This is a genomic window from Bacillus cereus group sp. MYBK216-1, assembly GCF_051916495.1.
Classification (GTDB): Bacteria; Bacillota; Bacilli; order Bacillales; family Bacillaceae_G; genus Bacillus_A; species Bacillus_A thuringiensis_K.
In genome coordinates this window covers 146,876-168,733 of record NZ_JBQAGT010000004.1, presented here as the reverse complement: position 1 = coordinate 168,733, position 21,858 = coordinate 146,876, and the positions used below count along the sequence as shown (strand labels likewise).

The following is a 21,858-nucleotide window of genomic DNA, read 5'->3' as shown; positions in this document are numbered from 1 at the left end:
ATGTTTCAATTTAAAAAGGAGGAATTTTCACATGTCAACAATCGAAACAAAACTAGCACAAATCGGAAATCGCAGTGAAACTAAAACTGGAACGGTTAATCCACCAGTTTATTTCTCAACCGCTTATCGTCACGAAGGAATTGGTAAATCTACTGGCTTTGACTATTCACGAACTGGCAATCCAACTCGCGGTCTTTTAGAACGGGCGATCGCAGACTTAGAATATGGCGAACAAGGTTATGCCTGTAGTTCAGGGATGGCGGCTGTTCTCCTCGTCCTTTCTCTATTCCGCTCTGGAGACGAACTTATTGTATCTGAAGATTTATACGGGGGAACGTATCGATTATTTTCTGAGCATGAAAAAAAGTGGAATGTTCGATGTAGATACGTAAATACACAGTCTATTAAACAAATTGAGCAAGCTATCACAACTGAAGTGAAGGCTATTTTCATAGAAACTCCAACTAATCCATTAATGCAAGTTACTGATATTGCTGCTGTCGCAACTGTAGCGAAAAGGCACGGACTACTTCTTATTGTAGACAACACATTCTACACACCTTATATACAGCAACCATTAACAGAAGGTGCTGACATTGTACTTCATAGCGCAACGAAATATTTAGGGGGACATAACGATGTACTAAGCGGGCTTGTCGTTGCAAAAGGAAAGGAACTTTGCGAGGAAATCGCTCATTATCATAATGCATCAGGTGCAGTTTTAAGTCCATTTGACTCATGGTTATTAATTCGCGGTATGAAAACGTTAGCGCTTCGCATGAGACAACACGAAGAAAATGCGAAAGCAGTTGTTGCGTATTTAAACGATGAAGACGGGGTAACAGATGTATTTTATCCAGGAAGAGGCGGCATGATTTCATTCCGCCTTAAAGATGAAGCTTGGATTAATCCATTCTTACAGTCTTTATCCTTAATTACATTTGCCGAAAGTCTTGGTGGTGTAGAAAGTTTAATGACTTATCCAGCAACGCAAACACATGCTGATATTCCTGAAGAAATTAGAACAGCAAACGGCGTATGTAATCGTCTTCTTCGATTCTCAGTTGGCATTGAAAATAGTAACGATTTAATTCAAGACTTAAAGCAAGCTATTAAACTCGTAAAAGAAGGTGTAAGAATATGAGCTATTCTATAGATACACTCTTACTACACAACCAATATAAACATGACTCGCAAACAGGCGCTGTGAACGTTCCTATTTATAACACATCAACTTTTCACCAGTTTGATGTAGATACGTTCGGAAAATATGACTATAGCAGGTCAGGAAACCCAACTCGTGAAGCTCTTGAAGATATCATTGCTTTATTAGAAGGCGGAACAAAAGGATTCGCCTTTGCATCAGGCATTGCAGCGATTTCCACTGCATTCCTCCTTCTTTCACAAGGTGATCACGTACTCATTTCTGAAGATGTATACGGAGGCACTTACCGAGTGATAACTGAGGTACTCTCCCGTTACGGTGTTTCACATACATTTGTTGATATGACCAATTTAGAAGAAATAAAACAAAACATTAAACCAAATACAAAGCTCTTTTATATAGAAACACCTTCTAACCCACTTTTAAAAGTGACAGATATTCGCGAGGTTTCTAAACTCGCAAAGTCTATTGGCGCTCTTACTTTTGTTGATAATACATTTTTGACACCACTATTCCAAAAACCATTTGAACTTGGAGCTGATGTCGTTCTTCATAGTGCTACAAAATTTATTGCTGGTCATAGTGATGTTACTGCCGGATTAGCAGTAGTAAAAGATGCAGAACTCGCTCAAAAGCTTGGATTTTTACAAAATGCATTCGGTGCTATTTTAGGGCCTCAAGATTGTTCTCTCGTACTTCGCGGTCTAAAAACATTACATGTACGCCTCGAGCATTCAGCTAAAAATGCCAATAAAATTGCACATTATTTACAAGAGCACGCTAAAGTACAAAATGTCTATTATCCGGGATTACAAACACATCTCGGATTTGATATTCAACAATCTCAAGCAACATCAGCTGGCGCGGTCTTGTCGTTTACTTTGCAGTCTGAAGATGCACTCCGCCAATTTTTATCAAAAGTAAAATTACCTGTTTTTGCAGTTAGTTTAGGAGCTGTAGAGTCTATTCTTTCTTATCCAGCAAAAATGTCACATGCAGCACTGTCGCAAGACGCTCGTGATGAAAGAGGAATCTCTAATTCATTACTTCGGTTATCAGTCGGTCTTGAAAATGTTAACGATTTAATATCCGATTTTGAAAATGCCCTTTCTTATGTAGAAGAACCTATAAATGCATAGAGAAAAAAGAAGATATGAGATTAGGTTTTCATATCTTCTTTTTATGTGGTTTAGTTATATTCATTTGAATTTCTTCTTTTCTTATAGTCCATAAAAAAATAAAAGTATATCATCTATTTCTAAATAATGGATTAATTGATATATTAAGAAATGAACAGGGGTGAAAATAATGGTTACTTGTGCAGATATTTTAATCGTTATCGATTTACAAAATGGCGTATGTTATAGCGGAGAGCATTTATTTGATTTACAGAACTTACTAACAAAAGTAAATAAAAGAATTTCTTCATACAGAAAATTAAATAAACCAATCCTTTTTGTTCAACATTGTGATGATGATTTAGTACCCGAGAAAGAACTTTGGACTATTCATACCGATCTAGATGTTCAAGAACAAGATTTTTTTGTAAGAAAAACACATGCAAATTCATTTTATAAAACAAACTTAAAAGAAATTTTAGATCAATTATCTGTAAATCGCATTGAATTTTGTGGTGCCCAAACAGAGTACTGTATGGATGCTACGATTAAGTTTGCCCACGGGCTGGGATACGAAAACTTTATGGAACAGAAAACAACCTCTACGTTGAATAATCCTTTTATGTCCGCAAAAGAGACAATTGATTTTTACGAGAACATATGGAATCACAGATTTTTAACGTTGCTAAAAGATGAATTTTAGAATAAATGACTACTGACTTGATTATCCTAAGATTTATCAGCCGTAATCAAATATTTCATTATCACCATAAAGAAGCGAATTACATTCAGCTTCTTTTCTTTTAACCTGTTTTATATTCTATATATATCATTATAATTCCTTTGTCATATTATTTTAAAAATTTAGTATATTCATTTGAAAGAATAAGAAAATCATGATAAAATTGTGTTACAAATATATTTATATCTTTCAATTTTTAAAACGCATCGAAATTTTCACCCAAAAATGTCATTTTACAAAAACGTGCTAATTTACCTATTTTATTTACATCAGGGTCTCTTTTCTTACAATTTCTTTACTTTAGGACTTTTTTTCTGCAACAACTATTTTCTTTTCTTTAAATTTTTGGTATGTATAGTATGGTATAATAGCTCACACGGAGGTGGAAAAGAACATGTTAGAAACCTTTCAAAAAGAATTAGAACTATATGAAAGTAATGCAGAATTATTAAAAGTGCTAGCTCATCCTGTTCGTTTATGTATCGTAAAAGGATTAATCGAGCGCGGTCCAAGCAACGTTTCTACAATGTATACTGGATTAAACATGCCACAATCTACAATTTCACAGCATTTAGCAAAATTAAAAAGCGCTAAAATCGTTTCTAGTGAAAGAAAAGGATTAGAAATTTATTACAAAGTAGAGAACGAAACAATAATTCAACTCGTTCGCGTATTATTAGGTTAGGGACTAATAATCGCAGAAAAAGAACGTATTCTATATTTTTTATCTCATATCTTTAATATAAATATATATCATGAGAGGAAATATATAATACTACATAAGTCGTATTAAAAAACAAGACACAGTATATACTGTGTCTTGTTTTTTATATTGTTACATACCGATCCAAATGTAAATGTTGCATATCTTTTGTATGTATAACAACATCAAACGAACTCCCTACTCCTCCATTTAAAATCATAGAACGAACTGCTCGATTTTGTTTTTGCGTTTCAGAAAAAGGATTCATATCTTGATGGCTCGTAAGCTGTTCTAATATCCCTGCAGCTAACAAGAACTCAGATTGTTTCTTATGCCATACTGCACTCATTCCTTGCATACTAAACATCTCCTTTAGCTCGTCCCAATGAATATGAGTAGTAAGATCCATTTCACCTGGATGCGCTAGTGGATTACGTATTAGCTTGTGCTGATAATACCCTCGCAAACTTCCTTCACGGTGTGCTGGATGCATCCATTCTTCTTTTGTGTATCCGTAATCAACTGTAATACATATACCTTTTTGAAACCATTTCGCAATTTCTTTTATATAATCCTCCATCACAATTGGTACTTCAAAACGTTGCCCTTCAGCAATATGAATATTATATTTCAATAAATAGCGACCAATTCTTTTATCTAACGGCCTACATACTTCCGAAAGGTTTCCTTCCTCTGTATATGTAATACGCACTTCATACAACATACCATTTCTTTTCTCAATTATTTCAACAGGAAATGCATCAAACAACTCATTCGAAAAAAGAATTCCCTCGAAAGAATCTCCCATTTCACTATAAGAGGTATAGTACGATACATTAGAAAATGAGCCAAGGTGCTCCTGCTGTAATTTTCTATGAAAAGGGCTCACTTCAATCATTGAATAGTTTAAATCAATAAAGGTTTTTGGAGATAATTGCTTCCATTCTTGTAAAACATCATAGGCAAACTTCCCTGTTCCTCCACCAATTTCACAAATATTCGGAGCAACTTCACCATTTTCAACAAGACGAATAAAAAGTTTAGCAAAAGTTTTTGCAAACACAGAGGATACGTTGCTACTTGTAAAAAAATCACCTTGTCTTCCAATCTTTTCACGTTCTTTCATATAATATCCATGACCTTCTGTATACAATACAAGGTTCATATACGTACTATATGAAATTGAATAATCCTTTTCTTTCCCCATCCATTCTCTTAAAATGAGATCCATTCCCATAATGACTCCTTATTGTAAAAACGGATTATTTTCTTTTTCAAAGCCAATGCTTGTTTCTGGACCATGTCCACATAGCACCGCTGTTTCATCTGGTAATACAAATAATTTCTCTTCAATACTTCCAATTAATTCAGCGAAACTTCCACCAGGTAAATCTGTTCTTCCAATGCTCATTTGGAACAATACATCTCCTGAGAATACAGCATTCGCCTCTTTACTATAATAAGAAATACTTCCTGGAGAATGTCCTGGTGTCTCAAAAATTTCAAAATTAAATGATCCAATTGTTAATGTACCTTCTGCATCAATAATATGATCCGCTGGTTTTGCTGTAATACTGCGGTTCATCATAAAAATTTGAGAGCCGTTTACAGTTGGATCTCCTAACCAATCTGCTTCTTCTTTATGTACGTACACAGGAATATGAAAAGCGTCTCTTACCGCATCAACAGCACCGATATGATCAAAATGAGCATGTGTTAATAAAACAGCCAATGGTTTTAATTGTTCTTCTTGTAAATATGTAACGAGCTTTTCACCTTCATGACCAGGGTCAAAGATAATGCACTCTTTTTGATCGTTCATTAAAATATAAGCATTTGTTTGTAATGGGCCTAACGGCATTTGTATCCATTTCATATGAAAATCTCCTCCAGTTATTAAACTTACTTTTAATGATACAACATTTCTTTCTCTGAGGAAAAGAAAGGCTGCTATCTCGACAATCATTTTTAAAACATGTACAATATAAAAGAGTAAATATTCCAAAAACTCATAATAAGAAATGGGTAGACAGAGGAGGATATTGTATGGGCCTTGTTATTATTTTTACACTTGTCACTCTGTTAGCTGTATTCGCTACGCTTAGAACACTTCGTGAAAAAAACTTTTTCGCAAGCGGCTTTGCAATTGCAACTGTACTCGTTTTCGGATGGTTTACGATCATGACTGTTCTATATAACGGGTATCCACCAGCAGCTTAATTCGTTTACACTTTATTCTTCATCGAGATTTCACACAAAAAGAGGAAGGGTTCCCCTTCCTCTTTTCATATTTCACAACTTATATCATCTTCGCTTCGTATTTGTGCTTTTTTACAAGCCAAGCTCCTCCGATAACACCTGCATCATTACCAAGTGTTGCAATAGCTAACTTCGTGCTCTTTACAGCACGTGAGAAAGCATATTGCTCGAAATAGCGTTGAATTGGTTCTAATAGCGCATCTCCAGCTTTAGACACGCCTCCACCAATAACAATTTTCTCTGGGTTCAACGTACTAGAAAGGTTCGCTACAGCTAATCCTAAATAAGAAGCTACTTTTTCTACTACTTCTCCTGCTAATTCATCACCTTGTCCAAGTGCTTCAAAGACATCTTTTGATGTAATACGTCCTTCTTCAGCTAACATAGAACGCAACATGCTCTCTTTATTAGTCTCTTGTATTTTTTGCATAGCAACACGTACAATACCTGTCGCAGATGCTACTGTTTCTAAGCAACCAGACTTCCCGCAATTACATGGGAAAGCATTTTCTGTAACTACTGTAATATGTCCAATCTCACCAGCAGCACCACTCACGCCGTGTACAATCTCACCATTGGCGATTACACCACCACCAACGCCCGTACCAAGTGTCATACAAATTAAATCTTTTGCACCTTCACCAGCACCTTTCCACATTTCACCAAGCGCTGCTAAGTTTGCATCATTATCAATAACAACAGGTAATCCTGTTTCTACTTCTAATAAATCTTTTAGTGGATAATTTTTCCACCCTAAATTAACCGCTTCATAAATCATTCCAGATGCCACATGTACAGGACCAGGAGCCCCCATACCAATACCAATTAACTTGCTCTTCAATTCGCCTAATTCTTCTAGCTTTTTATCAATTGCTTTCGCAACATCAAGTGTAATATGTTTTCCTTGCTCACCTGTATTCGTAGGGATTTCCCACTTATGTAAAATTTCACCGTATACATTAATAAATGCTAATTTAATCGTTGTACCACCAAGGTCAACACCAACTAACCATTTCTCTTCCATGTTGCTTACCTACCTTTATCTAATTCTTATTTAGCTCTTTTTGAATTTCTTGCTTCAATAAAAATAAAGCTGTTTGATAGTCTTGTGGATCGATTAGCTGTGATTGATTTAATTCACGCAATTCATCTTGCATTAATTGTAAATCTGCAATTCGATCTCCCGTATAAATAATCGTACCAAATTTCTTTAGCAATTGCTGAATATCATAAATAGATACCATTTCATCACCCTCTATACTCACTTACTATAAAAAATTATAATAAGAAAACGTTCACATATTTTATTATAATCAAGAAGAAAAAGTCTCGTCAATTTTTATTTGTCTATACAAGCTTATTTATAAGTATTGTTCCTTTTTCTGTAATAATTTTTTCTATGTTTTTATCAAATGGCTCTACCGGAATGTGTTTTACCATTTGAAAATCATACGCTAATGATAGCGTTTTCCCTTTATAATGCACGAGATAACGATCATAATAGCCACCGCCGTACCCAATTCGCTCTCCTCGTTCTGTATAAGCTACGCCCGGCACAATTTGAAGATCAATTTCATCCATATTCACTTCTTCCGTAAGCCCAGGAATCGGTTCACGTAAATTCATATACACCGTTTCTAATTGATCAAAATTATTAATTTGCCGGAAAGACATCGTTCTTGTTCCTTTATTACACTTAGGAACTACAACTTTCTTTCCTTCTTCCCAAGCTTTTTCGATAATAGGATATGTATTCACTTCATTTTCCATTGAAAGAGTAATTCCAATTGTTTTAGCTTCAACCCACTCTTTTTGCGCATACAACGAAAATGCAATCTGTTCTGATAAAGTTGTATACTGTTCTTCTGATAAAGAATTCATGTGTTCTATTATTTGTTTACGTAAACGTACTTTCTCTACTTTCACACACTCTCCCCCTTACAGTGACACTTTACTCTATGCTGATAGTGTATCACTTTTAACATAGGAATCGAATAAAAAAAGAAACAGTAGGAAAATATTCCTACTGCTTACTTTGTTTCACGGTGTAACGTAGACTTCTTGTCACGCTTGCAATACTTTTTAAGCTCGATACGCTCAGCGTTGTTACGTTTATTTTTCTTTGAGATATAGTTACGATCTCCGCATTCTGTACATGCTAGAGTAATATTCACACGCATTCTTATTTCCCTCCAGTACTAATAACTTAAATCAGACTATACTATAATACCACTTTTAAAATAAAAATTCTACACCTTTTGATATTGTCTAATTTTTTCTATAAGATTTTTCATGTTTTCCCTTGCTATTACTGGGTTTCTAGCATGTGAATACACCAAAAACTTTGGTTGTTTTGTGTCAGAAACGATATAAGACCACTCTTTTTCAGTATATTTGAACTGTACTCCTTCAAATATACCTTCTCCCTTCCTTTCCATATCATCCAATAATTTCCTCATAATTTCTCCTTTTTCATTCCATGAACATACCACTTCATCATAAAGTAAATAGAGCGGAGGTGATTGCTCTACTATGCTGAGAAACGTTTTTCCTTGCAATGCTATTAGCTCAAATAATTTTCCAATTCGATATAAAATATCTCGCTTCCACCTTACTTGAAACGACTTTCTTTCATCCTGCGTATAAAATAGAAGATAACATTCTCCTAACTTCAAAGACATTGGGTAAATATTTCCTGTCGATTCGAGTAAGAAATCCGGAATATCTACCTCTTCCAAATCTGTACCTTGGTAAATATTACTATGTTTATCGTATAACTCGAAATGATTTCCTTGCTCAGAAAACATAAGAGCCATATTCGCTTTACTTGATTTCATCAAAGCTTTCACATGATCTTTTTGTTCGCTTGCATAAATCCATGTAACTGTACAACCAAGTCTTTGCAGAAAGAGCATGAGTAAATGTTGCAACGTATCATTTCTCTTATTAATAAGAAGATGAAACTTCTGCATCTGTATTTTCTCGATATCAATATGCTCCAATATAACTTCTATATACTCATTCATAGAAACATGAACCAGCTTATTACGCCCCATTTCTTTCTCATGCACGTAATAAAACAATTCGGACATATATACTTGTTCTATCTCTTTTTGCTGCTTATACGTTAACGGCATGCCAGCTTGACCGTATAACTTTATAACAATCTCATTCCCATTCTCCACTTGAATGAAAACACCACCTGCACATTGCAAATGATGAACACTATATTGAAAAAGTGACTCGTTCATTTCTTTACATTCCATCGTATGAATCCCTATACCATGAATAGCATGTAAAAATAAATTTTTATAAGAGGTTGTTTCTATATTTTCTTGACTTCCAATTAATATACTTTCTCCTTTTGTAAAAAGAGAACCATACGCCATCGCAATCTTCACGATAAACTGGGGAGTAATTTCAACATTCCCTCTTCCTACAATGCGGCTTTTTTGTAACCACCCTGCACTCATTTCACTCTCTTGAATACCAGCCGCTCCTACTATCGAATGACTATCAATCGCCTTATAAGGCCATAGTTTTCCTTTTTGCTTAATTACCGTACTTCTCCCGATATGACAGTGATCCGCTACAACGCTTTTTTGAAACAGTGTAACATCATCTTCAACTATTGTACGCTCTCCTATTGTCGTTTCTAATAGTTCACAATACTTCCCAATGTGGGCATTTGCAAAAACAATACTCTTTTGAAGATGAGAATAATTTGAAACGATACTATTTTTCCCAATAATAGAATATGGCTCAATTACAGCTCCTGTACCAATCTTTGCTCCTTCTCCAATAAAAGAGGGGCCATGAATTTTCGTCCCTTTACCAATCGTCACCCCTTCTCCCATCCATACCATCGGTAATACTTCCGTATAAGGAATAGGTACTTGTAACTTTTTCGTTAACAAATCAAATTGTGCTTGTCGATATTGATTAAATGTGCCGATATCTAACCAATAACCTTCTGACAAATATGCGAATAACACATTTTTGTTTGCCAATAGCGGAAACACATCATGACTGAAATCAAAAAATTGCCTAGGCGGTATGTAAGAAAAGATTTCTGGTTCCATAATATATATGCCTGTATTCACAACATTAGATACTACCTCATTCCAGCCCGGCTTTTCTATATATCGTGTAACCTCCTGGTCTTTATTCATTACAACCAATCCAAATGAGAGTGGATTTTCTACTTCTTTCACAAACATTGTTACCATTCTTTTCTTTTGTTCATGAAACCCAATTCCTTCTGATAATTGAAAGTCAGTTAATGCATCCCCGCTTATCACAACAAATGTTTCATCTAAAAATTGTTCTGCTTGTTTAATACTCCCTGCTGTGCCAAGCGGAGGAGAGTCTTCAAAATAATACAAGTTAACTCCCCATTTACTACCGTCACCAAAATATTGCTTAATGGTCGTACTCATATATTGAACAGTAATTGCAATTTCACGAATACCATGCTGGCGTAATAACTCAATATTATATTCTAAAACTGGTTTTTCTAATAATGGTAACATCGGCTTTGGAGTATTACATGTTAATGGCCTAAGGCGTCTTCCTTTTCCTCCAGCTAAAATAACCCCCTTCATATACTTCAGCCTCCACTTATATAATGTTCAATAACTCCATATACCATATGTATATTCCCTATCCCACATGAACTAGCAGCATAAACTTGATTAGTTAAACAAATCCTCATTTAGAAGACCATATAATTAAATTTCTCACCTATAAAAACGTACGTTTCAAACAACAAGAAAGCGCTTACTATTAATTGTTAAATAATACTTATTAACGACAAACATATATACTAATTTTTCCATTATATTATGATACATCTTATCATCATAAACTAAAGGAAACAACGAGCTTTTTTTGTCATGTTTTGACTAAAAAAAGCAGGTGATTTCTCATCACCTACTTTAATTCCTACTCATTCAATAAATAATGCTTTCCTTTTACTAAATAAAAGACATTTTCAGCAATATTTGTAATATGATCTGCTACACGCTCAATATATCTCGCGACAAATGATAATTGTGTAATTTGCGTAATTGCTTCTGGTTGTTCCGGAACTGAAGATATAAACTCACGAATTGCTTTTCCATATATTTCATCAACGGAATCATCCATTTCAGCAATTTGTTTCGCAAAAGTTAAATTTTCTTGTTCATATGCTTCTAACGCTAAATGCAACATCTCATTTGCAACCGCAAACATTTCATCCAGGTTGTGCAAACTAACAGCCACTTCTTTTTCCCCAAGACGAATTGTAGCCTTTGCAATATTAACAGCATGATCTGCAATACGCTCTAAATCTGTCGCTGTTTTAATTGAAATAAAAATCCTTCTTAAGTCACTTGCTACAGGTTGCTGCTTCGTAATGAGCATAAGCGCAAGATCGTTTATTTCCTCTTCTAAATTATCCATGCGGTAATCACCATCAATGACCTCTAACGCTTTCTCTACATCCCTTGTATGCAGACCTTCCATAGCAATCAATAAAGCCGTATTTGCTAATTCTCCAAGCTCGATCACCTTTTGCTGTAACGCTTTTAAATCACCTTGAAACTGTTCTCTTACCATTTTTCTTCCCCCTCAATATTATGTGCCATTATATAAAAGTGAAACTTTAATCAACCCTCATCAATCGGGCTTTTATAGGCAGCAAGATCCCCTCCCTAACTTCTTTGCTTTCGCTAAATTTTAAGGTGGGGGCTTACTGCCTGCAAATAGCGGGGCAAATCTCCTACATAGCCTCTTGCGCTTGTAATAAACCTTAAGATAAGGAGAAGTATTACTTCTCTATTAACAGTAAGATAAAATAAGAAATGCCCTCTGTTAAGAGGGCATTTGCTCTTAGCTTTGAAACGATATCAACCAAAGCGACCTGTAATATAATCTTCTGTACGCTTATCTGAAGGAGTCGTAAATAATTTGTTTGTATCTGTATACTCCACAACTTCCCCGCTTAAGAAGAAAGCTGTTTTGTCTGAAATACGCGCTGCTTGTTGCATATTATGCGTTACGATAACAATACTAAAATCTTTCTTTAGCTCTTGAATTAATTCTTCTACTTTTAATGTTGAAATTGGGTCTAATGCCGATGTTGGCTCATCCATTAAAATAACGTCTGGCTCAATAGCTAAGCAGCGTGCGATGCATAGACGCTGTTGCTGTCCACCAGATAAACCATATGCATTATCGTGCAAACGATCTTTTAACTCATCCCAAATCGCTGCTCCACGTAAACTTTTTTCAACAATTTCATCTAATGCCTTTTTGTCACGAATACCATGGATTTTTGGACCGTATGCTACATTCTCATAAATAGATTTTGGAAATGGATTTGGCTTTTGGAACACCATTCCTACATGCGTTCTTAATTCTTCAACCGGATATGATTTATCAAATATATTGCGTTCTCTATACTCAATTACACCTGTAGTTCGAACGATCGGTACTAGCTCTACCATGCGATTTAATGTTTTTAAGTAAGTTGATTTACCACAGCCACTTGGACCGATAATGGCTGTAACTTCATTCTCATGAATACTTAAATTAATATCTTTTAAAGCATGGTCTTCCCCATACCATAAATTTAAGTTTTTCGTATCAAATACTACCTTCTTTGGCGCAGTCTCGATTTTCTCTTCGTTTTTCACCTGTACATTTACTACTGTTGCTACCATTTGAATTCCCCTTTCATCCACTTCCAACTTATTTTCGATTTCGTAACCATAAAACAAATATATTAATAAATAGCAACAAACCTAACAAAACAATCATCCCAGCTGCTGCTACATACTGAAATTCTTCTTTTGGCCTACTCATCCAATTAAAAATTTGAATTGGTAGAACTGTAAATCTATCAAACATACTAAATGGAACATAATTTGCAAACGCAAGTGCCCCAATAACTAATAGTGGTGCAGCTTCTCCAATTGCTCTTGATATCGCTAACGTACAGCCCGTTATAATCCCTGGGAAAGCATATGGCAATACAATTTGATACATCGTTTGCCACTTCGTAGCACCTAATCCGTAAGAACCCTCTAATAATACACTTGGTACTGATCGAATTGCTTCTTGACTCGCCACAACAACTGTTGGTAAAACGAGTAAACTCATCGTCAGTGCTGCTGCAACTATACTCTCTCCTAAATGAAGAGCATATACAAAAATAGTTAAACCAAGCAATCCAAATACAACGGATGGTACTCCTGCTAACGTTTGATTATTAATCACTATTATTTTTTTAAATAGAGATTCCTTCGCATATTGCTCTAAATAAAGTGCTGTTCCAACTCCAAATATAAAAGAAACAGGTATAACAATACTCATAAATAATATTGTCCCTGACAAAGCTGCAGCAATACCAGCTTCTTTCGGATTACGTGAAGCGAAATTTGTAAAGAAATCTATTGAAAGATAACTTATACCTTTTTCAACAATTTGAAACAGTAACAAAAACAAAATTACAATTGAAAATAAAATTGCTATATAAAATAACAATTTGTAAATTCGATCTTTTAAAAAGCGTGATGCCATGTTTTTTTGTATTTTTTTATGATTCAACATTCGCATATTATGTCATCCTCCTAAAACGGCGCATAATTGACTGCGAAATGATGTTCATAATAAAAGTAAACAAAAATAACGTTGCACCTACAGCATACATGCTGTAATACGTAATCGTTCCATGCGGAGCATCACCTAAACTTACTTGTACAATATAGGCTGTTAACGTTTGAATAGAATGTGTCGGATCAAGCGATACATTTGGTGTGGATCCTGCTGCAATTACAACAATCATCGTTTCACCAATTGCACGAGAAGCCGCTAATATAATTGCTGCCATAATCCCTGTAAAAGCGGACGGAAACACCACTTGTTTTACCATTTCAAACCGCGTCGCTCCGAGTGCTAATGAAGCTTCTTTCGTCCCTTTCGCCACAGCTCTCATCGCGTCTTCAGATAGAGATGCAACTGTAGGCATCATCATAAATCCGATAACGATTCCTGGACTAATCGCATTAAAAAACTGTAAGTCTGGTATAATCCTTTGTAAAAGTGGCGTAACAATTGTTAATGCAAAAAAACCATATACAATTGTCGGGATACCTGCTAATAGCTCTAACATCGGCTTTAATATTTTCCGTGCACTATTTGAAGCATATTCGCTTAAAAATACGGCACACGCTAAACCGATAGGAATTGCTACAAACATAGCAATTGCTGTTACAAGGAACGTTCCACATATAAGTGGTAATATGCCGAATTTAGGATCTTCAAAAAATGGTAACCATTCTTTCTCCGTCAAAAAGGAGTATAATGATATTTTTTGAAAAAACATGATTGTTTCATTAGAGAGCGTAAAAACAATTCCAAGTGTCGTCACAATAGAAACGCTAGCAATTATTTTTAGTAATAAAGGTACTATTCGATTGATTCGCTGCGTTTTTTTTCTTTGTTTTGTATTTCTTTCAATCAAATGTTGTACAGAAAATGTAATTTGACTTTTGTCATTATGAGCCAAAGATGAAAACCCCTTTCCACCCCGACATTACCTTTTTATTTCTGTTAACATACGCAGCTGTTCATTGTATTTTTCTTTTCGTAATTTTACATACCCGACCTCTTCAGCGAGGTTACCGACATGCTGAATCATAAACTCAACATAGTTTGCTACATTCATTTTATTTCGGATAGATGCATTATTCACATAAGCAAGTAGCGGCCTAGATAACGGCTTATACTTACCTGATTGAATGGTCTCTTTCGTCGGAAATACACCATTTACTTTTATTGCTTTCACCTTATCTCGATTAGCCATATAATAAGCATATCCTACAAAAGCAATGGCATGTTTATCATTCATTACCCCTTGCATAATAACTTGATCATCTTCAGACAAAGAGACTTTTTTTACAATGCGATGATTTTGTAAGATGACATTTTGAAAATAATCATACGTACCAGAGTCTACGCCTGGTGCATAAAACTTCACTTGTTCACGTGGCCATGTTGAATGAATTTGTGACCATCGCTTCTCTCTTCCATCTTCACTCCAAAGTAGTCGTAACTCGTCTACTGACATATCGTCTACCCATGTATTGTGGCGATTCACAACAATCGTAAGACCGTCGTTAGCAACCTCAAAAGGTGTGAACTGAATAGAGTTTTTCTTCATTTCATTTTTCTCGACTTGTTTCATTACTCTCGAAGCATTATTTATATCTACTTCTCCTTTACTGAAACGATTAAATCCTCCCCCAGTTCCAGAAATACTGATGGAAATTTTCACGTCTGGATGCACCTTTGTATATTCCTCCGCTACTGCTTCTATAATAGGAAAAACCGTTGAGGATCCATCAACTCTCACTTCTCCCGTATCATTTAAAGCAAATGCAGTAGACATTTCAAAACAGAGGAACCATATTGATAATACGAAAATTTTAATAGGTGTACGCATCCATTTCACGTGTTCTTCCTCCTAGAAGTAACCGGAAATAACAGGATTACAGATATAAGAATACTGCTAAACTATTAATTCGGTTTTAATTGTTTGTAAAAGTTTTGTAAAGTTCCACAAAAATCAATATACGATACAATTTTAATTCATTAGTAGCTATTCATTTCCTCTGATGATTTCCCTATAAAATATTTATCCCCTATCCCACCATATACAAGTATCATTTATACGGCCGCGCTTTTTCCAATGTTGTATACTTGTCCACATTTATTACACGATATGCATAAACCATAAAAAAAAGCACACTATCTTTTCAGATAGTGTGCTTTTTTACAACTTTTTTATTCATCATCTTAATCTTTATTTTTATTGTCTTTATCATCTTTTGAAGCTTGACCATTTACTTCTTTGTTTTTCAAATCAAAGTAAGCATCCATAATTTCACGACCAATATATCCATTAATACCAGTCTTATCATCATGTACCCACGGAACGACAACAGAGAATGCTACTTCTGGATCTTCAAGTGGCGCATAACCTACTAATGTTAAGTTATATGTTTCCACACGTTCACCGTTTGCCTTTCTACCAATCTCTTTATCTCCGCCATACACAGTTTGCGCGGTACCTGTCTTCCCTGCCGCTTTATATTTTGCACCTGTAAAGTATTTTGTAGCTGTACCACCCGAATCATTATACACTTGTCTAAATCCTTCTTGAACGCGTTTAATTTGCGATTCCGGCATATCAACACGATTTAATACTTTCGGTTCCATAGATTGAACAACTTTCCCAACTTCATCTGGTTTCACTGCCGGTTGACGAATTTCTTTTACAACTTGTGGTTGCATACGATATCCGCCATTGGCAATCGTCGAAATATATTGCGCTAATTGAAGCGGTGTATACGTATCATACTGTCCAATTGATAAATCTAGTAAGAAACCTGGTTGACTACTTCTACCCATCTGACCAGCAGATTCATTCGGTAAATCAATTCCTGTTTTTACACCAAGTCCAAACTGTCCGAAATAATAACGCATCGTATCAAATGCTTTTTGAGGTATATCTAACGTACCACCTCTCACATACTGAACACCGGCAATATTCATCGCTGTTTTAAACATATAAACGTTAGAAGACATTTTTAAAGCTGTAAGGTCATTAATATATCCCATCGTTTTCCAAGACGACTTCGTAGGTGTACCTTTTAATTTAATTGGTTCATCCAATTGTACTGCCCCTGGTTGAATCGCACCAGTTTGATATCCAGTAAGTACTGTTGCACCTTTTACAGTTGATCCCATCGGATAAGAACTTGTCATGGTACCTAATGCAAAGTCATTTACTTTCGTTTGGCCATCTTTGTTAACTAATTGTTTCCCCGCCATAGATAAAACTTCACCATTTTTTGGGTTCATCATTACAACGAATGCGCGATCTAAAAGAGGTTCGCTTCCTTTAAACCTCATTAAATTCTTCGCAAGAATATCTTCCACGCGCTTTTGTAATTCCATATCAATTGTTAAGTTCAGGTCATTACCACTTTGTCCTTTTGATACATTAATCGTTTCTAAAATATTACCGTTTTTATCTGTAACATTTCTAACTTCTGCTTTCGTACCGTGCAGACTATCTTCATACTGTTGTTCAAGATAACTTTTTCCTACTCGGTCATTTCGATTATAGTCACGAACAAGATAGTAATCTAGTCTTTCTCTCGGTAAGCCTTCATCAGATGTCGACACCCCACCAAGTACACTTCGGAATAAATCATCGTACGTATATTTTCGCTCCCAATCAACATTCGTATCTACACCTGGTAATGCTGCTAGGTTTTCACTAATAATCGAATATTCCTTTTCTGTAGCATCCTTTTTAATAACTTGAGGTGTCATTGCATATCCGCCGTCCATCTTACTTTTAATCGCTAGTATTTCTAGATCTTTTGCGGATAATTGATTAATCTCTTCTTCTGTTACACGACTTCTCTGACGCTCGTCTAATTCTTTATCATCAATTTTTTTATCTTTAAACTCTTGACGATCTTTATTCGTAATTTTTTCTTTAGCTTCCTCTTTATGCATAGCAAGCCAATAATCTTTTTTATCGCGATCTGTTAATTTATCTGTCGGTACTTCAATCAAATCTGCTAGCTTTTTCGCTGTTTCTAAGCGATCTTCTGCAGTTGATCCTTTCATTTTTGTAAATGTAATAGTACGAACGGCTGCATTATCTACTACAGGTCGCCCATAACGGTCAAATATTTTCCCACGCGGTACAGGATTACTTATCGTTGAGTTTTCTTTCTTCTCCACTTCATTCTTATATTCTTCACCGCGAACAATTTGTACATATCCGAGCCTTACAATAACCGCGGAGAACATTAAAAACACGCAGAAAAACAGCACGTTTAACCGAAAAGGAACGTGGGTCTTTTTCTTATTTTGCTTCTGCTTCTTGCTCATACAAACCCCCTCTACCAACAGCTATGTAATGTGAAAGGGACACCTTCTACAGGTGTCCTCACTGCTGTCTTACATCTTTTTCTATTCTAGCATAAAACAAACGAGAAGTTAACCTTCTGGTTCAGTTTGGTTTTGCGCGTTCCCTTGCGTTACAACACTTGTTTTACTCGCATTTCCCTCATCATATTTGACATTTTTAACTGCAAAATAAATAAGAAAATGTCCAGCACCTAAAATACATAATAAGTAAGGTAAACTTTTTTCAGGTGGAAAGAATAGTACAGCACATAAAAAACTTAAAATGGAACAGATTCTTCCGGCGTTTAACCACAGCTCCCGAACAACGACATATTCCACACGCCATTCTCTCGCATTTTTCGCTCTACCAATTACGTCATATGTCATTGATCCGTACGGAACAAGTAAAATAGGATATGCAACCGCAATACATGCCGCATAAATAAGTAATTTCGTGTATGTAACATTGAAAATGACTAAAAAGACGACAGCATATAAAATAATGCCCCCAAGTAAAATTGCTTTTTTTCGCCACTCTTTCTTTAACATACGAGCAACTAAGTAATAACATACAAAGGATACAGCAGAGTTAACTAAACTGTATTTTCCTAATGCGAACTCACTATTAGTTGCTAAATAAACATATACTGAAATGACAAAAATAAACGTTCCTTCTCTCAATCCTTGGAAAAAATGAGCTCGTGTAATCTTTCCCCAATTTTTATCAATCCGTCGTTCTTTCAATACTTGCACGATTTCATAACGCCCTTCACATTCTCTTTTAGATAAAAAGAAGCTTAAGACGACAGCAATTGCAAATAGAACTAATGAAAGAAAGAATATAACAGTATAACCACTCCATTTCTCCATACGTGAAATTGTGTATCCTGCTGCTATTGGTCCGATCATCCCAGAGAAGGATGTAAGAAGTCCAAGAAACCCATTAAAGAAATCTCTTGTTTCTGGTTCTGTAATTTCAAATGTCAATAAGTTAAAAGCCAACCAGTAAAAACCGTATCCTACTCCTAAAAGAGCCCCCATTAATAAAATATACTGAGAAGCACTTTTTCCTGCTACTAAGACAACGATAAAAAAAATTGCGAGCGTTCCTACCCCTATCCGTAATAAAATCGAGCGATCGATACGTTTCGCTAATTTCCCCCCTACAAGAAATGTGAGAGGCTGTAATACCACGCTGGCTAAATTATACAAGCCAAGATTCACATAATTTTGTGTTTGTTTCCATAAATAAATATTTACAAACGTATTCGATAAAGAAATTGCGAGCGTGTATAAACCTCCTATAAGGAGCAATAACACTAAATCCCGATTCACTTCAACGTCACCAATTATATGTTTCCATTTCATACACAACTCTCCTTTACTTCATGTTCTAGTCTTCCAAAGACAAGCCCAATTATGTAAAAGGAAAGCATAGAAAAAAGCTAGGGGCTCTCCCCTAGCTTTTTCTATATTTATTACAATTATTTTGCTTCTTGGTAACGTTTTTCAGCAGCGTTCCAATCTACAACGTTCCAGAATGCACCGATGTAGTCTGGACGACGGTTTTGGTAGTTTAAGTAGTAAGCATGCTCCCAAACATCTAAACCGATAACTGGCGTTTTACCTTCAGTTAAAGGAGAATCTTGGTTTGGAGTGCTTGTTACTTCTAACTCACCATTGTTTACTACTAACCAAGCCCAACCAGAACCGAAGCGAGTTGCGCCAGCTTTTGCGAATTCTTCTTTGAATGCATCGAAGCTACCGAATTTTGCTTCAATTGCAGTTGCAAGTTCACCTACAGGTTGTCCTCCGCCGTTTGGAGATAGGATTGTCCAGAAGAATGTATGGTTAGCATGTCCGCCACCATTGTTACGTACTGCTGTACGGATTGCTTCTGGTACTTCGTTTAAGTTCGCAACTAATTCTTCTACGCTTTTGTCAGCTAATTCTGCATGACCTTCTAAAGCAGCGTTTAAGTTTGTAATGTACGTGTTGTGATGTTTTGTATGATGGATGTTCATTGTTTCTTTGTCAAAGTGAGGCTCTAAAGCATCATACGCATAAGGTAAATTTGGTAATTCGTGTTTTGCCATTGTTATATTCCTCCCAGTTTATGTATTGCCACTTAAGTGACATACAACTTCATTCTACCCTAATTGCCATAGGGTGCAAACAAATAAATCACATTGTCTTGCTATCATTAAAGTAGCAAAATTCCCACTTCTTTTCAATTAAAATGCTCATATATTCCGTAAAAAAAGCTTCCTTCTACAAGGAAGCTTCCTGCTAACATAATAAACATGTGAAATGGATATGGACCCTGTAGGACTCGAACCTACGACCGGACGGTTATGAGCCGTCTGCTCTAACCAGCTGAGCTAAGGGTCCACAATTATGTATGTAACAACATATCAAATAAAGGAATTCCTATCGGATATGCCCTTTAAGAAAGGTAAGATAAATTTACCATATAGAAAAGAAAAGTGTCAATTGTATTTTTCTTATTTAAAAGAAGAAAGTTAATAAAAAGAAATTTAGTTATCTCCACTATATGTAAATATAATATATCTTGAGATTCTCTAGATTCCTACGTTACAATGATTTTATACATACATAAAGGAAGTGAATCTATGTCCATATTTACCCAATTCGTAAAAAGCATATACTCGCCTAAAGATATGGCGCTATTCCGTTTTCAAAAAATCGGTAAAACCATTTTGTATATTATGCTACTTTGCTTAATTACTACTATTCCAAGAACTTTTTTGTACGGTAGTTTTATCCAGGATGGTGTAGGCATGGTAAATCAAGTCATCGATAAAGATTTACCTGATTTTAAAATTGAAAATGGCGAACTAAAAGCCGATATTGATCAACCTATTGAAAAAGAAGAAGGAAATGCACTTTTCGTATTTGATCCAAATTCAACAGACCTAGAAAAATATCAAAATAAAACAGGTTTATTTGTTTTAAAAGATAAAGTAGTCTCTATGGGAAATGGTCAAACACAAACGTATTCTTATAACGATTTGTTAGGTGCATCTCTTGAGAAAAAAGATCTACAGGAATTTATTTCTTTATTCGATAATATTTACCCAATTTTATTATTTGTTATTGGATTTTTAGTGTACCTATTCCAATTATTCATCACTTTTGTAGGCGTGACTTTACTTGCGTTCATCGGTTCTGCTATGAGCGGTCAACGTAAACTATCCTATAAACAAGTTTGGACACTAACTGCATATAGCTACACAATCCCAACCATTTTCTTCATGATTATGGATTTATTCAAAATCGTCGTACCTGGGGCAACGTTCATTTATATCGCTGTTGTTTTAATCGTTCTATACTTAACGATTAAAGAGGTACCCAAACCGAAAGAAAAATAAAAAATGCCTAAATAGGCATTTTTTTTTTGGACAAGCATATATTCCTAGCAAAGGAGTGAAGAATATGAAGAGATTAGGTATATTCCTATTCGTGCTTGTTCTCGGTTATATATTTTATTACGATATAAAAATCGGTACTTTACCGATGTTAAGTGCATATAAAAAAACAACTACTGCTCAAACGATTAAAAAAGAAAACACAGACAGCCAACAAAATAAAGAGAACAAAACAGAAAAAGAAACGGATGTATCTTATAAAACAATTGAAGTAAAAACTGGTGAGACAGTTCTTTCTATTACAGAACAAATTAATAAGAAAAAAATTCCTTCCATAGAAAAAGTCATTGACGACTTTAAACAATTAAACAAAAGTACATCTGCTACAAAAATACAAATTGGAAAGTCTTATAAATTCCCCTTATATCAATAAGCTATCACTTAATCCTTGTCAATTACATAAAGGCGCTGATACAATAGTAAAAGTGAAACCGAGTACTTCGGTT

Annotated in this window: 22 protein-coding genes and 1 tRNA gene; 7 read left to right on the top strand and 16 right to left on the bottom strand. The window is 35.2% G+C overall.

The window, feature by feature from the left end:
- Nucleotides 1–31 precede the first annotated feature (31 nt).
- From metI to ACTFRH_RS15255, 4 genes are all read left to right on the top strand, one after another.
- Nucleotides 32–1,144, top strand: coding sequence for a cystathionine gamma-synthase/O-acetylhomoserine thiolyase (metI, locus tag ACTFRH_RS15270; protein ID WP_000103871.1), 1,113 nt, complete (start codon nt 32–34; stop codon nt 1,142–1,144).
- Complete coding sequence (gene metC / locus ACTFRH_RS15265; protein ID WP_000122294.1) at nt 1,141–2,304, top strand: cystathionine beta-lyase; 1,164 nt, start codon at nt 1,141–1,143, stop codon at nt 2,302–2,304. The genes metI and metC overlap by 4 nt, the downstream gene beginning before the upstream one ends.
- A gap of 169 nt (nt 2,305–2,473) precedes the next feature.
- Complete coding sequence (locus ACTFRH_RS15260; protein WP_000255614.1) at nt 2,474–2,986, top strand: cysteine hydrolase family protein; 513 nt, start codon at nt 2,474–2,476, stop codon at nt 2,984–2,986.
- Nucleotides 2,987–3,419: 433 nt separating this feature from the next.
- Nucleotides 3,420–3,710: an ArsR/SmtB family transcription factor gene (locus ACTFRH_RS15255; RefSeq protein ID WP_000894377.1), complete on the top strand. Its 291-nt coding sequence runs from the start codon at nt 3,420–3,422 to the stop codon at nt 3,708–3,710.
- A 142-nt stretch (nt 3,711–3,852) separates the two neighbouring features.
- On the opposite strand, the gene ACTFRH_RS15250 is transcribed toward ACTFRH_RS15255, so the two are convergent.
- Both ACTFRH_RS15250 and ACTFRH_RS15245 read right to left on the bottom strand, forming a co-directional pair.
- Nucleotides 3,853–4,965 (bottom strand): class I SAM-dependent methyltransferase, encoded by a 1,113-nt coding sequence (locus ACTFRH_RS15250; RefSeq protein WP_000525092.1) that lies wholly within the window; start codon nt 4,963–4,965, stop codon nt 3,853–3,855.
- Between the two features lie 9 nt (nt 4,966–4,974).
- Complete coding sequence (locus ACTFRH_RS15245) at nt 4,975–5,604, bottom strand: MBL fold metallo-hydrolase (protein ID WP_440048763.1); 630 nt, start codon at nt 5,602–5,604, stop codon at nt 4,975–4,977.
- A gap of 170 nt (nt 5,605–5,774) precedes the next feature.
- On the opposite strand from ACTFRH_RS15245, the gene ACTFRH_RS15240 reads away from it, so the two are divergent.
- On the top strand, nt 5,775–5,948 hold the full coding sequence (locus ACTFRH_RS15240) for a DUF2759 domain-containing protein (protein WP_000524852.1): 174 nt from the start codon (nt 5,775–5,777) through the stop codon (nt 5,946–5,948).
- Nucleotides 5,949–6,027: 79 nt separating this feature from the next.
- Here ACTFRH_RS15240 and glcK read toward each other — a convergent pair whose 3' ends face one another.
- The 14 genes from glcK to ACTFRH_RS15170 all read right to left on the bottom strand — a co-directional run bounded on the left by glcK (nt 6,028) and on the right by ACTFRH_RS15170 (nt 20,354).
- Nucleotides 6,028–7,011, bottom strand: coding sequence for a glucokinase (gene glcK / locus ACTFRH_RS15235; protein WP_000391701.1), 984 nt, complete (start codon nt 7,009–7,011; stop codon nt 6,028–6,030).
- A 19-nt stretch (nt 7,012–7,030) separates the two neighbouring features.
- On the bottom strand, nt 7,031–7,231 hold the full coding sequence (locus ACTFRH_RS15230) for a YqgQ family protein (RefSeq protein ID WP_000253699.1): 201 nt from the start codon (nt 7,229–7,231) through the stop codon (nt 7,031–7,033).
- 103 nt (nt 7,232–7,334) lie between these two features.
- The gene (locus tag ACTFRH_RS15225) at nt 7,335–7,913 is read right to left on the bottom strand and encodes a 5-formyltetrahydrofolate cyclo-ligase (RefSeq protein ID WP_000861927.1); all 579 of its coding nucleotides are present in this window, start codon (nt 7,911–7,913) and stop codon (nt 7,335–7,337) included.
- Between the two features lie 104 nt (nt 7,914–8,017).
- Entirely contained in the window at nt 8,018–8,167 is a 150-nt protein-coding gene (rpmG, locus tag ACTFRH_RS15220) for a 50S ribosomal protein L33 (protein ID WP_001265616.1), read from the bottom strand.
- Between the two features lie 69 nt (nt 8,168–8,236).
- Nucleotides 8,237–10,591 carry a sugar phosphate nucleotidyltransferase gene (locus ACTFRH_RS15215; protein WP_000679325.1) on the bottom strand — a complete coding sequence of 785 codons (2,355 nt, stop codon included), beginning with the start codon at nt 10,589–10,591 and terminating at the stop codon, nt 8,237–8,239.
- Between the two features lie 340 nt (nt 10,592–10,931).
- Nucleotides 10,932–11,588, bottom strand: coding sequence for a phosphate signaling complex protein PhoU (gene phoU / locus ACTFRH_RS15210; protein ID WP_000251244.1), 657 nt, complete (start codon nt 11,586–11,588; stop codon nt 10,932–10,934).
- Nucleotides 11,589–11,878: 290 nt separating this feature from the next.
- The gene (gene pstB, locus ACTFRH_RS15205; RefSeq protein WP_000226680.1) at nt 11,879–12,694 is read right to left on the bottom strand and encodes a phosphate ABC transporter ATP-binding protein; all 816 of its coding nucleotides are present in this window, start codon (nt 12,692–12,694) and stop codon (nt 11,879–11,881) included.
- A gap of 28 nt (nt 12,695–12,722) precedes the next feature.
- Nucleotides 12,723–13,589, bottom strand: a complete 867-nt coding sequence (gene pstA / locus ACTFRH_RS15200; RefSeq protein WP_001242558.1) for a phosphate ABC transporter permease PstA — start codon at nt 13,587–13,589, stop codon at nt 12,723–12,725.
- Between the two features lies 1 nt (nt 13,590).
- Nucleotides 13,591–14,541, bottom strand: a complete 951-nt coding sequence (gene pstC, locus ACTFRH_RS15195; protein ID WP_000940914.1) for a phosphate ABC transporter permease subunit PstC — start codon at nt 14,539–14,541, stop codon at nt 13,591–13,593.
- Between the two features lie 27 nt (nt 14,542–14,568).
- Nucleotides 14,569–15,486: a PstS family phosphate ABC transporter substrate-binding protein gene (locus tag ACTFRH_RS15190; RefSeq protein ID WP_000871823.1), complete on the bottom strand. Its 918-nt coding sequence runs from the start codon at nt 15,484–15,486 to the stop codon at nt 14,569–14,571.
- 344 nt (nt 15,487–15,830) lie between these two features.
- Complete coding sequence (locus tag ACTFRH_RS15185; protein ID WP_000038993.1) at nt 15,831–17,945, bottom strand: peptidoglycan D,D-transpeptidase FtsI family protein; 2,115 nt, start codon at nt 17,943–17,945, stop codon at nt 15,831–15,833.
- A gap of 108 nt (nt 17,946–18,053) precedes the next feature.
- Complete coding sequence (locus ACTFRH_RS15180; RefSeq protein WP_000871387.1) at nt 18,054–19,331, bottom strand: MFS transporter; 1,278 nt, start codon at nt 19,329–19,331, stop codon at nt 18,054–18,056.
- 116 nt (nt 19,332–19,447) lie between these two features.
- Nucleotides 19,448–20,059 (bottom strand): superoxide dismutase [Mn], encoded by a 612-nt coding sequence (sodA, locus tag ACTFRH_RS15175; RefSeq protein WP_001052031.1) that lies wholly within the window; start codon nt 20,057–20,059, stop codon nt 19,448–19,450.
- A 221-nt stretch (nt 20,060–20,280) separates the two neighbouring features.
- A tRNA-Ile gene (locus ACTFRH_RS15170) sits at nt 20,281–20,354 on the bottom strand.
- Between the two features lie 242 nt (nt 20,355–20,596).
- Here ACTFRH_RS15170 and yqgB point away from each other — a divergent pair.
- Nucleotides 20,597–21,355 (top strand): protein YqgB, encoded by a 759-nt coding sequence (gene yqgB / locus ACTFRH_RS15165; RefSeq protein ID WP_000021894.1) that lies wholly within the window; start codon nt 20,597–20,599, stop codon nt 21,353–21,355.
- Between the two features lie 64 nt (nt 21,356–21,419).
- The gene (yqfZ, locus tag ACTFRH_RS15160; protein ID WP_000825404.1) at nt 21,420–21,785 is read left to right on the top strand and encodes a protein YqfZ; all 366 of its coding nucleotides are present in this window, start codon (nt 21,420–21,422) and stop codon (nt 21,783–21,785) included.
- Nucleotides 21,786–21,858 lie beyond the last annotated feature (73 nt).